The organism is Enterobacter sp. N18-03635 (assembly GCF_004006055.1).
GTDB classification, from domain to species: Bacteria; Pseudomonadota; Gammaproteobacteria; order Enterobacterales; family Enterobacteriaceae; genus Enterobacter; species Enterobacter vonholyi.
In genome coordinates, this window is record NZ_CP034769.1 from 3,683,504 (window position 1) to 3,699,125 (window position 15,622).

Annotated in this window: 10 protein-coding genes; 3 read left to right on the forward strand and 7 right to left on the reverse strand. The window is 55.9% G+C overall.

What is annotated here, in order from left to right; genetic code table 11:
* The first annotated feature begins 130 nt into the window (after positions 1–130).
* Both ELK40_RS18355 and ELK40_RS18360 read left to right on the forward strand, forming a co-directional pair.
* The gene (locus ELK40_RS18355; protein WP_024909265.1) at positions 131–955 is read left to right on the forward strand and encodes a MurR/RpiR family transcriptional regulator; all 825 of its coding nucleotides are present in this window, start codon (positions 131–133) and stop codon (positions 953–955) included.
* A gap of 358 nt (positions 956–1,313) precedes the next feature.
* The gene (locus ELK40_RS18360; RefSeq protein ID WP_127732170.1) at positions 1,314–2,423 is read left to right on the forward strand and encodes an SDR family oxidoreductase; all 1,110 of its coding nucleotides are present in this window, start codon (positions 1,314–1,316) and stop codon (positions 2,421–2,423) included.
* Between the two features lie 53 nt (positions 2,424–2,476).
* On the opposite strand, the gene eno is transcribed toward ELK40_RS18360, so the two are convergent.
* From eno to rlmD, 5 genes are all read right to left on the reverse strand, one after another.
* Positions 2,477–3,775, reverse strand: coding sequence for a phosphopyruvate hydratase (gene eno / locus ELK40_RS18365; protein WP_024909267.1), 1,299 nt, complete (start codon positions 3,773–3,775; stop codon positions 2,477–2,479).
* A gap of 82 nt (positions 3,776–3,857) precedes the next feature.
* Positions 3,858–5,495, reverse strand: coding sequence for a glutamine hydrolyzing CTP synthase (pyrG, locus tag ELK40_RS18370; protein ID WP_032648095.1), 1,638 nt, complete (start codon positions 5,493–5,495; stop codon positions 3,858–3,860).
* A gap of 223 nt (positions 5,496–5,718) precedes the next feature.
* On the reverse strand, positions 5,719–6,510 hold the full coding sequence (gene mazG / locus ELK40_RS18375; RefSeq protein WP_127732172.1) for a nucleoside triphosphate pyrophosphohydrolase: 792 nt from the start codon (positions 6,508–6,510) through the stop codon (positions 5,719–5,721).
* A 66-nt stretch (positions 6,511–6,576) separates the two neighbouring features.
* The gene (gene relA, locus ELK40_RS18380; RefSeq protein ID WP_008499628.1) at positions 6,577–8,808 is read right to left on the reverse strand and encodes a GTP diphosphokinase; all 2,232 of its coding nucleotides are present in this window, start codon (positions 8,806–8,808) and stop codon (positions 6,577–6,579) included.
* Positions 8,809–8,859: 51 nt separating this feature from the next.
* Positions 8,860–10,158, reverse strand: coding sequence for a 23S rRNA (uracil(1939)-C(5))-methyltransferase RlmD (gene rlmD, locus ELK40_RS18385; protein ID WP_115876182.1), 1,299 nt, complete (start codon positions 10,156–10,158; stop codon positions 8,860–8,862).
* 57 nt (positions 10,159–10,215) lie between these two features.
* Here rlmD and barA point away from each other — a divergent pair, with 57 nt between their 5' ends.
* Positions 10,216–12,975, forward strand: a complete 2,760-nt coding sequence (gene barA, locus ELK40_RS18390) for a two-component sensor histidine kinase BarA (protein ID WP_111965439.1) — start codon at positions 10,216–10,218, stop codon at positions 12,973–12,975.
* An 89-nt stretch (positions 12,976–13,064) separates the two neighbouring features.
* Here the strand turns inward: barA and ELK40_RS18395 are convergent, their stop codons facing one another.
* Positions 13,065–14,204, reverse strand: coding sequence for a glycerate kinase (locus ELK40_RS18395; RefSeq protein ID WP_127732174.1), 1,140 nt, complete (start codon positions 14,202–14,204; stop codon positions 13,065–13,067).
* Between the two features lie 77 nt (positions 14,205–14,281).
* Positions 14,282–15,619, reverse strand: a complete 1,338-nt coding sequence (gudD, locus tag ELK40_RS18400; protein WP_127732176.1) for a glucarate dehydratase — start codon at positions 15,617–15,619, stop codon at positions 14,282–14,284.
* Positions 15,620–15,622: the final 3 nt, after the last annotated feature.

Consider the following 15,622-nt stretch of genomic DNA (forward strand, 5'->3'; position numbering starts at 1 on the left):
CCATATAAATATTTAATAGTGAAAATTATCATCACAAACCAGGACGACGATCATACTTTTTCAAAATGACTGGCATCTTTCCCCCGCTTTCCGCCACACTAGTCGCAGAGAAACGCATTAAGGATCGAGCATGTCAGACCATGAAAACCTGCTGCTGAAGCTACGCCAGGAGGCTTCCGGGTACAGCCCAACACAACAAAAACTCGGCGAGTTTGTCCTCAGCGATCCTGCCCGGGTGCTCTACCTGACGATCACCGAGCTGGCGCGCGAGAGCCACACCAGCGAGGCCAGCGTCACGCGTCTTTGCCGGACGCTGGGCTGCAAGGGCTATAACGAATTTAAAATGGCGCTTGCGCTGGATATTCAGCAGGGCCAGCCCGCGCGTCAGGCGGGCGATGAGATTGATAACGTCGTGGATGAGTCGGTGCAGGCTTTGCAGGATACCGCCCGGCTCCTTGACCGCACGCTGCTTGAAAAGGCCGCACTGGCGCTGCACCAGGCGCAGTCCGTGCAGATTTATGGCGTTGCGGCCAGCGCGATCCTTGGGGAGTATCTCCACTACAAGCTGTTGCGGTTGGGCAAACCCGCGCAGCTGTTCAGCGATATGCACCGCGCGGCCATGAATGCGACAACGCTTTCAAAAGAGACCCTGGTCGTGGCTATCTCCAGTTCGGGTTCAACGCGGGATTTACTCCACGTGGTGAAGCTTGCCCGCAAGCGCGGCGTTAAGGTTCTGGCACTCAGCAATACGCCCCGCAGCCCGCTGGCATCCCTGAGCGACATGCTGCTGGTTGCGGCCAAACCAGAGGGTCCCCTTAGCGCTGGCGCACTCAATGCTAAGGTTGGGGTTATGCTGCTGGTCGAGCTGCTGACCACGTCCATGATTGCGCTGGATGGTCATTACGGCGACGTTAGCCAGCAAACAGCCAGCGCCACGCTTCCCCTTTTGCTCTGAAAATCATTCGCAGGCTAAATAAATCGGCCTGCGACTTATATTGTCTGATTTTCGTTAAGTGGGGTTTTCATCATTTATCCGGTAAATATTTGGTGTAACAAAGTATTATATTTATTACATTTTGAATTAAGTCCACCATTCGGCACAGACCTTATTAAATCAATTAAATTCAACGAGTTAAAATTTAAATTTTAATAGATTGAATTTTTACCATTGCGATAATGTCCAATATCTTCACCTGATTTCCTTTCCTTAAAATAAGCTTAAGACGCCACTGATTTCGGCGTTTTATTATTTAAATGCCGTTTACTTTTGCCCGCCTACAATCCGCCTCATCAATCATAATGAGACGGTATTAATGAAGATGTTATTGATTACAGGCGTGACCGGATTTCTGGGCGGTGCAGTTCTTGAAAAAATTCTGACCAACGATCAATCCATAGAACTCCTTTTGCTTGCGCGCGCCAGCGATCCGCAGAGCGGGCTGGAGCGCGTGCTGGAGAATATGCGCAAGTTCAACGTTCCTGAGGACAAACTGGCCTCCCTGAATGTGGACAATATCCTGATTGGCGACCTCAGCCAGCCAGAAGCCTTCCTGAACGATCCCCGTCTGGATCGGGTCACGCATGTCGTGAACTGTGCGGCCGTCGCCTCATTTGGTAACAACCCGCTGATCTGGAAGGTCAACGTTGAAGGTACGCTCGCGCTGGCGCGTCGTATGGAGCAGGTCACAGGACTGCAGCGTTTCCTCCACGTCGGCACCGCGATGTCATGCACGCCGGAGCAGGATTCCCTGGTCGCCGAAAGCGCCGAATTCAGAGAGAATGCTGAACACCTGGTGGAATACACGTTTTCGAAGTCAACCATCGAACAGCTGATGCGCCAGGAGTGCCCTAACCTTCCCCTGCTCATCGCCCGTCCGTCCATCGTTGTCGGCCATACCCGTCACGGCTGCACGCCGTCGAGCAGCATTTTCTGGGTCTTTAGCATGGGCCTGATGCTGCAGAAGTTTATGTGCTCCATGGAAGACCGGATTGACGTTGTGCCAGTGGATTACTGCGCCGACGCGCTGTTAATGTTGCTTACCAGCAACGCGCGTCCGGGGGAAGTGGTGCACATTTCTGCGGGTGAAGAGAACAGCGTTCGCTTTGCGGATATCGATCAGGCGATGGCGCAGGCGCTGGAGAAAGCCCCCGTCGGAGATAAATATGCCCAGGTCAGCTACGAAACGCTGGTCCGAATGCGCCGCGAGCTGAAACATATTTTTGGCCCGTGCAACGAGCGTCTGATGCTGAAAGCCATGCGGTTATACGGTGCGTTTGCCACGCTTAACGTGCGTTTCAGCAACGATAAGCTGCTGAGCATGGGAATGCCCAAGCCGCCCCGGTTTACGGATTATATCGCCCGCTGCGTGCAAACTACCCAGGGGCTGACCATTCCGGAGCAAATGGCGGTCGATTTTAAATAGCCAAAAAAAATGCCAGTCATTCGACTGGCATTTTCATTTTAAGGCTTAAGCAATTATGCCTGGCCTTTGATCTCTTTACGACCGTTGTATGGTGCTTTTTCACCCAGCGCTTCTTCGATACGAATCAGCTGGTTGTATTTAGCAACACGGTCAGAACGGCTCATAGAACCGGTTTTGATCTGGCCTGCAGCGGTACCCACAGCCAGGTCGGCAATGGTAGCGTCTTCAGTTTCGCCAGAACGGTGAGAGATAACCGCGGTGTAGCCAGCGTCTTTCGCCATTTTGATCGCCGCCAGAGTTTCGGTCAGAGAACCGATCTGGTTGAATTTGATCAGGATGGAGTTAACGATGCCTTTCTCGATGCCTTCTTTAAGGATCTTGGTGTTGGTTACGAACAGGTCGTCACCAACCAGCTGGATTTTGTCGCCCAGTACTTTAGTCTGGTATGCGAAGCCAGCCCAGTCAGACTCGTCCAGACCGTCTTCGATAGACACGATTGGGTACTGTTTGGTCAGGTCTTCCAGGAAGTGAGTGAACTCTTCGGAGGTGAACGCTTTGTTGCCTTCGCCAGCCAGAACGTATTTACCGTCTTTGTAGAATTCAGATGCTGCACAGTCCATCGCCAGGGTGATGTCTTTGCCCAGCTCGTAGCCAGCAGCTTTAACTGCTTCTGCGATAACAGCCAGTGCTTCTGCGTTAGAACCCAGGTTTGGCGCATAGCCACCTTCGTCACCAACAGCAGTGTTCATGCCTTTAGCTTTCAGTACTTTAGCCAGGTTGTGGAACACTTCAGAACCCATACGTACCGCTTCTTTCAGGGATTTCGCGCCAACTGGCTGAATCATGAATTCCTGAATATCAACGTTGTTGTCTGCGTGCTCACCACCGTTGATGATGTTCATCATTGGTACAGGCATGGAGTATTTGCCTGGGGTGCCGTTCAGTTCAGCGATGTGCTCGAACAGTGGCATACCTTTAGCAGCCGCAGCCGCTTTGGCGTTCGCCAGGGAAACAGCCAGGATTGCGTTCGCACCGAAGTTAGATTTGTTTTCAGTACCGTCCAGATCGATCATGATCTTGTCGATGCCAGCCTGGTCTTTAGCGTCTTTGCCAATGATTGCCTGAGCAATAGGACCGTTTACAGCGCCAACCGCTTTCAGTACGCCTTTACCCAGGAAGCGAGATTTGTCGCCATCGCGCAGTTCCAGCGCTTCGCGAGAACCGGTAGAAGCACCTGATGGAGCAGCAGCCATACCAACGAAACCACCTTCCAGGTGAACTTCGGCTTCAACGGTCGGGTTACCACGGGAGTCGATGATTTCACGACCGATGACTTTAACGATTTTGGACATTAGATTTTCCTCAGTACAAGTTAAACTAAAACTCCAGACAAACAACGCGTACCAAAGGTACGCGTTGCCGTTCTAACTTTTTTTACTTCGCCTGACGCTTCTGGTAGTCGCTGGCGGCTTTAACGAAGCCTGCAAACAGCGGATGCCCGTCACGTGGCGTTGAAGTAAATTCCGGGTGGAACTGGCAGGCGACAAACCACGGATGGTTTGGCACTTCAATGATCTCGACTAACTGATCATCCCCGGAGCGTCCCGCAACACGCAGGCCCGCGGCTTCAATAGGTTTCAACAACATGTTGTTGACTTCATAGCGGTGACGATGGCGCTCGGTGATGACCGGCTCGCCATACAGCTTGCGAACCACGCTATCGTCAGTCAGCTGGCAGGCCTGTGCGCCAAGACGCATGGTGCCACCCAGATCGCTCTTCTCGGTACGGACTTCGACGTTACCTTCTTCGTCACGCCATTCGGTGATAAGCGCCACAACAGGGTACTTACAGTCTGGCACAAATTCCGTAGAGTTCGCGTTTTCCATTCCCGCTACGTTGCGCGCAAATTCGATCAGCGCAACCTGCATACCCAGACAGATGCCGAGGTATGGAATATTGTTTTCACGCGCATAGCGCGCGGTGGCGATCTTGCCTTCTACACCACGGTAGCCGAAGCCGCCAGGTATAAGGATAGCATCCAGATCTTTCAGGATTTCAACGCCACGCGTTTCAACATCCTGCGAATCAATCAGCTTGATGTTCACGGAGACACGGTTCTTCAGACCACCGTGTTTCAGCGCTTCGATCACTGACTTATAGGCATCCGGCAGCTCGATGTACTTGCCGACCATACCGATAGTCACTTCGCCTGCCGGATTGGCTTCTTCGTAAATAACCTGTTCCCATTCAGACAGGTTAGCTTCCGGACAGTTCAAGCTGAATCGTTTACAAATATAATCGTCCAGGCCCTGAGATTTCAACAGGCCCGGGATTTTATAAATGGAATCGACATCTTTCATTGAAATAACGGCTTTTTCAGGCACGTTACAGAACAATGCAATTTTCGCACGTTCGTTCGCCGGAACCGCGCGATCGGAGCGGCAAACCAGGATGTCTGGCTGAATACCAATAGAAAGCAGCTCTTTAACAGAGTGCTGAGTCGGTTTGGTTTTCACTTCACCTGCAGCTGCCATGTACGGCACCAGGGTCAGGTGCATGAACAGCGCGTGTTCACGGCCAATGTCTACCGCCAGCTGACGAATCGCTTCCAGGAATGGCAGGGATTCGATATCACCCACGGTACCGCCGATTTCAACCAGCACCACGTCGTGGCCTTCGCCACCCGCCACAATGCGTTCTTTGATGGCGTTAGTAATGTGCGGGATAACCTGAACGGTTGCACCCAGGTAGTCACCACGGCGCTCTTTACGCAGAACGTCGGAGTAGATGCGGCCGGTCGTGAAGTTGTTACGACGGGTCATTTTGGTGCGGATGAAACGCTCGTAGTGGCCAAGATCCAGATCGGTTTCAGCGCCGTCTTCAGTAACGAACACTTCCCCGTGTTGGATTGGGCTCATGGTGCCCGGATCGACGTTGATGTACGGATCCAGTTTCATCATGGTCACATTGAGGCCACGGGCTTCAAGAATGGCTGCGAGGGAGGCTGCGGCAATGCCTTTACCCAGAGAGGATACGACCCCGCCGGTCACAAAAATATAGTTCGTTGTCATGCTGAACCTGAGAAGTTAGGGTGAAACGATGGAATAACCAGGACGGGAAAGTAGTATACCCGAACACGGCGAGCGCCACAAACTTTCATTCTCCGTCTCCATTCCAGGCCATGACAAACATAAGGAGTGAGAAAATAGCCCCTTTTGGGTAAATGTTTTTGACGCAAATCAAGCGCTTGTCATTTAAAAAATCACACAAATTGCGCTTGATCGCAAAATTTCGTTAGAGATCAGATTCCTGGCGCTTTACTTCCTGCCAGACTTCTTCCATCGCGTCGAGGTCAATACCGCTCATTTCCAGGCCGCGCGAGGCGACAATCCGCTCTACTTCGCGGAAGCGGCGTTCGAATTTCAGGTTGGCTTTTTGCAGCGCCGTTTCCGCTTTTACACCCAGGTGGCGAGAAAGGTTGACGGTCGCAAACAGCAGGTCGCCCATCTCTTCCTCAAGCTTTGCTTCATCCACCACCGCCTGCTGCGCTTCATGCATGACCTCGTCAATCTCTTCGTGCACTTTATCCAGCACCGGGCCGAGAGAGGTCCAGTCAAACCCCACCGCGGAGCAGCGTTTCTGGATTTTGTGCGCACGCATCAGTGCGGGCAAGCTCAGCGGAATGTCGTCCAGCGCGGAGTGCTGGGATTTTTCTGCCCGCTCGGCGCTTTTGATCTGCTCCCAGCGGGCCAGGACTTCGGTGCTGTTTCCTGCGGTAGCGTCACCGAAAATATGAGGATGACGGCGCTCAAGCTTGTCGCTGATTGCTGCGCAGATATCGTCAAAGTTAAAGCGCCCTTCTTCCTGCGCCATTTGGGCATAGAACACCACCTGGAACAGCAGATCGCCCAGCTCGCCGCGCAGGTCGTCAAAGTCTTCGCGGGAAATGGCGTCCAGCACCTCATAGGCCTCTTCAAGGGTGTACGGGGCAATGGTAGCGAAAGTCTGCTCTTTGTCCCACGGGCAGCCGTTTTCCGGGTCGCGCAGGAGCTTCATGATGCCGAGCAGGCGGTCGATTTGAGTCATGGTTATGTCCTGATAAAAAAATGCCGGGTGGCGGCGTTGCCTAACCCGGCCTACGGAAGAGGATGTTTAGCCGCCGTGCAGACGACGCGCGTCAATCACATCCGGCACCTGGTTCAGCTTGCCAAGCACGCGGCCCAGCACCTGCAGGTTATAGATTTCGATGGTCATATCGATGGTGGCAAGCTGCTCGCGGGTATCGCTGCGGCTGGCGACGCCCAGCACGTTGACCTTCTCGTTGGCAAGAATGGTCGTGATGTCGCGCAGCAGGCCGCTGCGGTCGTTGGCAGTAACGCGCACCACCAGCGAGTAGCCAGCGGAATAGCTTTCCCCCCAGACCGCTTCCACGATGCGCTCCGGCGCATGGGACTGCAGCTCGGCAAGCTGGTCGCAGTCGGAACGGTGAATCGAAATTCCGCGCCCCTGGGTGATAAAGCCGACGATATCGTCGCCTGGAATTGGCTGACAGCAGCGGGCAATGTGATGCATCAGGTTACCTACACCCTCGACCACCACGCGGCCGTTGTCTTTACTGCGCTGCTGCGGCGCGTAGGTTTTCTGCTGCAGCTGCTTCAGCGCCGCAGCATCCTGCTCTTCCGCGCTTGGCTTATTGAACTGCGCCTGCAGGAAATTCACCATCTGATTCAGACGAATATCACCGCCGCCAATGGCCGCTAACAGCTCGTCAAGCTCGTTGAAGTTGTAGCGCGGCAGCAGGAATTTTTCCGCCTCTTTCAGGCTGATTCCGATATGCTCCAGCTCGTCGTCGAGGATTTGGCGACCGGCAAGGATGTTCTTGTCACGATCCTGCTTACGGAACCAGGCGTGAATCTTCGAGCGCCCGCGGCTGGTGGTGACGTAGCCCAGGTTAGGGTTAAGCCAGTCCCGGCTCGGGTTGGGCTGCTTCTGGGTAATGATTTCAATCTGGTCACCCATCTGCAGCTGATAGGTGAACGGTACAATACGCCCGCCGATTTTCGCCCCGATGCATCGGTGTCCCACATCGCTGTGGATATGGTAGGCAAAATCAAGCGGTGTAGAGCCGGCCGGCAGGTCGACAACGTCCCCTTTCGGCGTAAAGACATACACCCGATCGTCAAAGACCTGGCTGCGCACCTCGTCGAGCATCTCGCCGGAATCGGCCATCTCTTCCTGCCACGCAATCAGCTTGCGCAGCCAGGCAATGCGGTCTTCGTGGCCAGAACGCGCCCCGCCGGAGGTGCCTTCTTTGTATTTCCAGTGCGCGGCAACGCCCAGCTCGGCGTCTTCATGCATCTGTTTGGTGCGGATCTGAATCTCAACCGTTTTACCGCCAGGGCCAAGCACCACGGTATGGATAGACTGGTAGCCGTTCGGTTTTGGGTTGGCGACATAGTCGTCGAACTCATCGGGCAGATGACGGAAGTGAGTGTGTACTATCCCCAGCGCGGCGTAGCAGTCCTGCAGACGCTCCGCCACGATGCGCACGGCGCGCACGTCAAACAGCTCGTCAAAGGCGAGGTGTTTCTTCTGCATTTTGCGCCAGATGCTGTAGATATGCTTAGGCCGACCATAGACTTCGGCGCGCACGTTCTCTTCTTTCATCGCCTGGCGCAGGCCGCCGACAAACTCCTCGATATAGTGCTCGCGGTCGATACGGCGCTCGTGCAGAAGTTTGGCAATCCGTTTATATTCCGCCGGGTGCAGATAGCGGAAGCAGTAATCTTCCAGCTCCCATTTCAGCTGACCAATCCCTAAGCGGTTCGCCAGCGGCGCATAGATGTTCGTACACTCTTTGGCAGCCAGCACGCGCTCGTCTTCCGGCGCATCCTTTACCTCTCGCAGGTGGGCAATACGCTCGGCCAGCTTGATGACCACGCAGCGGAAATCATCCACCATGGCCAGCAGCATCCGGCGAACGTTATCGACCTGCTCTGAGGAGACGGAATCGGTATGAGCGGCTTTAAGCTGACGAATGGCCGCCATATCGCGCACGCCGTGGATCAGCGCGACGACGGATTTCCCGACGCTGTCGCGCAGCACGTCTTCGCTGACCACGTCCGCATCCGCGAGGGGGAAGAGCAGCGCGGCCTGCAGCGTTTCGATGTCCATGTTCAGCATGGACAAGATTTCAACCATCTCCACGCCGCGCCACAGGAGAAGATCGGCGTCGGGATGCCCCTGCGTGGTGCGCAGACAATAGGCCCAGGTTTCGGTTAAGCGTTCACACGACTGCTGGCTGGAAATTCCCAGACTTGCGATCCATTTTTGTGGGTCAAACTCCCCAGCTTTATTGAGATGTGCACTTCTTACCGCAACCATTGTCCTCTCCTTTAGGGACCAGGGCCTGTCGAAGTCGACAAGCCAAACAAATTAGATGTGCTCGAACAACACCATCGATTCCAGATGCCCAGTGTGCGGGAACATGTCCAGCATTGCCAGACGCTGAATCTGGTAACCCGCGCTGAGTAATGCCTCGCTGTCCCGGGCAAGCGTTGCCGGGTTACAGGAAACATAGACCACACGCTTCGGCGCGAGTTTAATAATATGTGCCATCACGCCCGGGGCACCGGCACGTGCCGGATCGAGCAAAATTTTATCAAAGCCCTGCTTTGCCCACGGCTGTTGGGTGACATCGTCCTCAAGATTTTGATGAAAGAATGTCACATTTTGCAAGCCGTTCTGCCGCGCGTTCTCCTGCCCTTTCGCCACCAGCGCCTCAACGCCTTCCACGCCGACGACGCTGGCCGCTTCTCGCGCCAGCGGCAGCGTGAAGTTGCCCATTCCGCAGAACAGATCGAGCACCCGATCGCTTTTCTGGACATCCAGCCACGCCAGCGCTTTCGCCACCATCTGCTGGTTAACGCCATCATTGACCTGAATGAAATCCCGCGGGCTAAACGTTAAGCGTAGCCCGTTTGACGCATACCAGGGCGCCTCACCGGTAACCTGCTCAAGTATCTCGCTTTGTGGTGCCAGGAAAAGCGCCAGGTCGTGGGAATGCGAAAAGCGTTCCAGTTTTTCGCGATCTTTTTTCGACAGCGGTGCGGTGTGGCGCAGCACCATCAGCGGGCCATTGTTTGCCATGACCAGTTCGACGTGCCCGAGATGGCGTACGCCGTCCAGCCCGGAGAGGCAGATGCGCACTTCCGGAAGCAACGCCTCAAGATGGGGCGCCAAAATGGGGCACTGCTTCACGTCAACGATGTCGCTGGAGCCGGCCTTGCGAAACCCCATCTCCAGACGATCCGTTTTTGGCTGATAGCTGAGGCTCAGGCGCGCGCGCCGACGATAGCCCCAGGGCTCGTCGGCAACAATTTCGTTAACGTCATGTTTGAGCAGACGCGCCAGCGCGCGGCTTTTACTTTTTTGCTGTAATTCTGTGCTCGCATGCTGTTGCTGGCAGCCGCCGCAAACGCCAAAATGCGGGCAGCGGGGCTTCACGCGCTCCGGGCTATCGTTGAGACGACGCTTAACCTGTCCGCGCGCGAACTGGCGTTTATCTTCCGTCAGCGTAATTTCTGCTCGTTCTGCTGGCAGTAAACCTGTTATAAACAGAGCCTTACCATTGTGACGTGCTACTCCCTGACCAAACGGATCGAGGTCCGTGGCTTCAACAGTAATGATTTCACGCGTCGTCACGCGTCGCTTTGCAGAGTAGAATTGCGCCATCGCCGAGATTTTTCTCACATAAACATAATTATCTTAATTGTCCCATAACGGAACGCCATGACCAACTACAGCCTGCGCGCGCGCATGATGATTTTGATCCTCGCCCCCACCGTTCTTATCGGTTTGCTGCTGAGTATCTTCTTTGTGGTGCACCGCTATAACGATTTGCAGCGGCAGCTGGAGGATGCAGGCGCCAGCATCATCGAACCGCTGGCCGTATCCAGCGAGTACGGCATGAACCTGCAAAACCGCGAATCCATTGGGCAGTTAATCAGCGTACTCCACCGCCGCCACTCGGACATCGTACGCGCCATTTCCGTGTACGACGAACATAACCGGCTGTTTGTCACCTCGAACTTTCATCTCGATCCGGCGGCCCTGAAGATCCCGGACGGTACGCCGTTCCCGCGCCACCTCACCGTATTGCGGCGCGGCGATATCATGATCCTGCGCACGCCGATCGTGTCGGAAAGCTATTCCCCCGATGAGTCCGCGCAATCCGACGCCAAATCCAGCAATAATATGCTGGGATATGTGGCGCTGGAGCTGGATCTCAAGTCGGTACGGCTACAGCAGTACAAAGAAATCTTCATCTCTGGCGTGATGATGCTGTTCTGCATTGGCATTGCGCTGATCTTCGGCTGGCGCCTGATGCGCGACGTGACGGGCCCCATCCGCAACATGGTTAACACGGTTGACCGCATCCGCCGGGGACAGCTCGACAGCCGTGTGGAAGGGTTTATGCTGGGCGAGCTGGACATGCTGAAAAACGGCATCAACTCGATGGCGATGTCGCTGGCGGCCTATCACGAAGAGATGCAGCACAACGTTGACCAGGCGACGTCCGACCTGCGCGAAACGCTGGAGCAGATGGAGATCCAGAACGTTGAGCTGGATCTGGCGAAAAAGCGCGCCCAGGAAGCGGCGCGTATCAAGTCGGAATTCCTTGCCAATATGTCGCACGAGCTGCGCACGCCGCTCAATGGCGTGATCGGCTTTACCCGCCTGACGCTCAAAAGCGAGCTCAACCCCACTCAGCGCGATCACCTGCACACCATTGAACGCTCGGCCAACAACCTGCTGGCGATCATCAACGACGTGCTGGACTTCTCCAAGCTGGAAGCGGGCAAGCTGATCCTGGAAAGCATTCCCTTCCCGCTGCGCAGCACGCTTGATGAAGTGGTGACGCTGCTCGCGCACTCGTCGCACGATAAAGGCCTGGAGCTGACGCTTAACATTAAAAACGACGTGCCGGATAACGTTATTGGCGATCCGCTGCGCCTGCAGCAGGTCATTACCAACCTTGTCGGGAATGCCATTAAATTCACCGAAAGCGGTAATATCGACGTCCTGGTAGAGAAACGCTCGATCAGCAGCAATAAGGTTCAGATTGAAGTCCAGATCCGCGATACCGGCATCGGTATTCCGGAGCGCGACCAGTCGCGTCTGTTCCAGGCGTTCCGTCAGGCGGACGCCAGTATCTCCCGCCGTCATGGCGGCACCGGTCTGGGGCTGGTGATCACCCAGCGTCTGGTGAACGAGATGGGCGGCGATATCTCTTTCCACAGCCAGCCAAACCGCGGTTCAACCTTCTGGTTCCACATTAATCTGGACCTTAATCCGAACGTGCTGACCGACGGTCCGATGACGGACTGCCTGAAGGGCAAGCGACTGGCCTATGTTGAGCCTAACGCCGCGGCGGCGCAGTGTACGCTCGACATATTAAGCACCACGCCGCTGGAGGTGGTCTACAGCCCAACCTTCTCCGCCCTGGCCGTTGAGCATTACGACATCCTGCTGATGGGGATCCCGGTCACCTTTACCGGCGAGCTGACCATGCAGCAGGAGCGGCTGGCGAAAGCCGCGTCGATGACCGACTATCTGCTGCTGGCGCTGCCTTGCCACGCTCAGCTGAATGCAGAAGAGTTAAAAAATGACGGAGCCGCCGCGTGTCTGCTAAAACCGCTCACCGCGACCCGTCTCCTTCCCGCGCTCACGGAGTATTGCCGTCTTAGCCAGCATGCCCTTCCGCTGATTAACGATGAGCAAAAATTGCCGATGAGCGTGATGGCGGTGGATGATAATCCGGCCAACCTGAAGCTGATAGGCGCATTGCTTGAGGACCAGGTTCAGCATGTTGAGCTGTGCACCAGCGGCGCGCAGGCGGTTGAACAGGCTAAGCAGATGCAGTTCGATTTAATCCTGATGGATATTCAGATGCCGGGCATGGACGGCATCCGGGCCTGCGAGCTGATCCACCAGCTGCCGCATCAGCAGCAAACGCCGGTCATTGCGGTCACCGCACATGCGATGGCGGGCCAGAAGGAGAAGCTGCTGAGCGCCGGGATGAACGATTACCTGGCAAAGCCCATCGATGAAGAGAAACTTCATAGCCTGCTGCTGCGATATAAGCCGGGTCATATCGGCGGGACGTACACGGTTTCCAGCGAGCAGGCTGAGGTAAGCGTTAATCAGAACGCCACCTTTGACTGGCAGCTTGCGCTGCGCCAGGCGGCAGGTAAACCCGATCTCGCCCGCGACATGCTGCAAATGCTGGTCGCGTTTCTGCCGGAGATCCGCAATAAGGTGGAAGAGCAGCTGGTGGGTGAAAATCCGGAAGATCTGCTGGACGCGATCCACAAGCTACACGGCAGCTGCGGGTACAGCGGCGTGCCGCGGCTGAAAAACCTCTGCCAGCTGCTGGAGCAGCAGCTGCGTGCCGGTACGCCGGAATCGGAGCTTGAACCGGAGTTCCTGGAGCTGCTGGATGAAATGGATAATGTGACGCGGGAAGCGATGAAGGTGTTGGGGAGCTGAGGTAAATGCCCGGTGGCGCTACGCTTACCGGGCCTACAGGTGCACTAACGTAGGCCGGTTAAAGCGAAGCCGCCACCCGGCAACCACAGCTAAAATGCCTGCCCCACTTTCAGCACCGCAGCGATATTCCTTGCGGTCATCCTGACGTTCTCGCTGGCATTTTCCAGCGCGTCTTCCAGCGAGCAGATGGTGTAGATCACGCTAAAGACCGCATCAATGCCGTGATCGTGTACTACGCCAACGTCCGCCGTCAGGCTGCCAGCAATGCCAATAACGGGTTTGTTAAAGCGTTTCGCCACCTTCGCCACCCCCACCGGGACTTTGCCGTGGATCGTCTGGCTGTCAATGCGGCCTTCCCCGGTGATCACCAAATCCGCATCGGCCACCTGGTCGGCCAGGTGTAGCGCATCGGTCACGATCTCAATGCCCTGGCGCAGCTGCGCGCCGCAAAAGGCGTACAGCGCCGCCCCCATGCCACCTGCCGCTCCGCCGCCAGCAAGGTTTAGCACGTCGATATCCAGATCCCGGGCAATGACTCTCGCATACTGCGCCAGCGCGTTGTCCAGGGTGACGATCATCTCGGGTGTGGCACCCTTTTGCGGTCCAAATACGGCTGACGCACCGTCCTTTCCGGTGAGTGGATTCGTGACATCACAGGCGACTTCTATCCGACACTCCGCCAGACGTCTGTCCAGCCCGCTCAGGTCGATACGCGCGAGTTTTCCCAGTTCACCTCCGCCCTGCCCAAGAGGCTGTTCATTCGCGTCGAGCAATTTAGCGCCCAGCGCCTGCACCATCCCTGCTCCGCCGTCATTGGTGGCGCTGCCGCCAATGCCAATGATGATATGCTTAACGCCCGCATCCAGCGCATGCCGAATCAGTTCGCCCGTGCCCCAGGAGGTGGTTTTCAGGGGATTACGCTGTGAAGGGACGACCAGCTCCAGGCCGCTTGCCGCCGCCATTTCAATAAAGGCGCTCTGCTCGTCACCGGATAAGCCATAAAACCCGTCCACCCGCTCACCCAGCGGGCCGGTCACCGGAACATGCACAATGCGTCCCTGCGTTGCCGCGATCATCGCCTCAACCGTCCCTTCGCCGCCGTCCGCAACCGGCAGTTTGACGTAAACCGCCTCGGGAAAGATCTCGCGAAAACCACGTTCTATCGCTGTCGCAACCTCAAGCGCACTCAAACTTTCCTTATACGAGTCCGGTGCGATAACAATTTTCATAAGCCATCCTTACGCATAGTCGTTACGTTAAGCATACACCACGTAAAAGACCGTTCATGGGAGCGGTCCCAATGCGTTTATCGTACCATGCACGGGCATTTATTGTCGAATGTCCAGTCGGGGATCAGATACTGCATCGCCATCGCGTCATCGCGCGCGCCCAAACCGTGTTTCTGGTACAGCTCATGGGCCTTCATCACCTGGTCCATATCCAGCTCAACCCCCAGCCCCGGAGTGGAAGGCACCTGCACCATGCCACCTTTGATTTCAAACGGCTGCTTAGTCAGACGCTGATTACCCTCCTGCCAGATCCAGTGCGTGTCGATAGCGGTAATCGTCCCCGGAGCGGCAGCGGCAACGTGCGTGAACATTGCCAGCGACACGTCGAAGTGGTTGTTAGAGTGCGAACCCCAGGTCAGGCCAAACTCATGACACATCTGCGCCACGCGCACCGAGCCCTGCATCGTCCAGAAGTGCGGGTCCGCCAGCGGAATGTCGACAGACTGCAATGACAGCGTGTGTCCCATCTGACGCCAGTCGGTAGCAATCATATTGGTCGCGGTTGGTAGCCCCGTTGCTCGGCGGAATTCCGCCATCACTTCACGGCCCGAGAAGCCTTGTTCAGCCCCGCACGGATCTTCCGCATACGCCAGCACGCCTTTCAGCTGTTTACCAATTTTGATCGCTTCATCAAGCGACCATGCTCCGTTAGGATCCAGCGTCACGCGCGCCTGTGGAAAACGTTTTGCCAGTGCGGTGACGGCTTCCGCCTCTTGTTCCCCGGCCAGCACGCCGCCCTTCAGTTTGAAATCATTAAAGCCATATTTTTCGTATGCGGCTTCTGCCAGGCGCACCACCGCATCCGGGGTCATCGCCTCGTCGTGGCGGAGTCGGTACCAGTCGCATTGTTCATCCGGCTGGCTCTGGTACTGCAGCGGTGTCAGCCTGCGGTCGCCGACAAAGAACAGATAGCCCAGCATTTCCACTTCGCTGCGCTGCTGTCCTTCACCCAACAGCGACGCGACGTTGACCCCCAAATGCTGACCCAACAGATCCAGCATCGCGGATTCAATCCCGGTCACCACGTGAATGGTGGTACGCAGATCGAAGGTCTGCAGGCCACGTCCCCCGGCATCGCGATCGGCAAAGGTGTTGCGCACGGTGTTCAGGACATTTTTGTACTCACCCAGCGTTTTGCCCACGACCAGCGGAATGGCATCTTCCAGCGTCTGGCGGATCTTCTCCCCGCCCGGAATTTCGCCCACGCCCGTATGGCCGGAATTGTCTTTGATAATGACAATATTGCGGGTAAAGAATGGCGCATGCGCGCCGCTCAGGTTCATCAGCATGCTGTCATGGCCCGCAACCGGAATGATTTGCATGGAAGTGACGACAGGGGTCGTAAAGGTACTCATCGT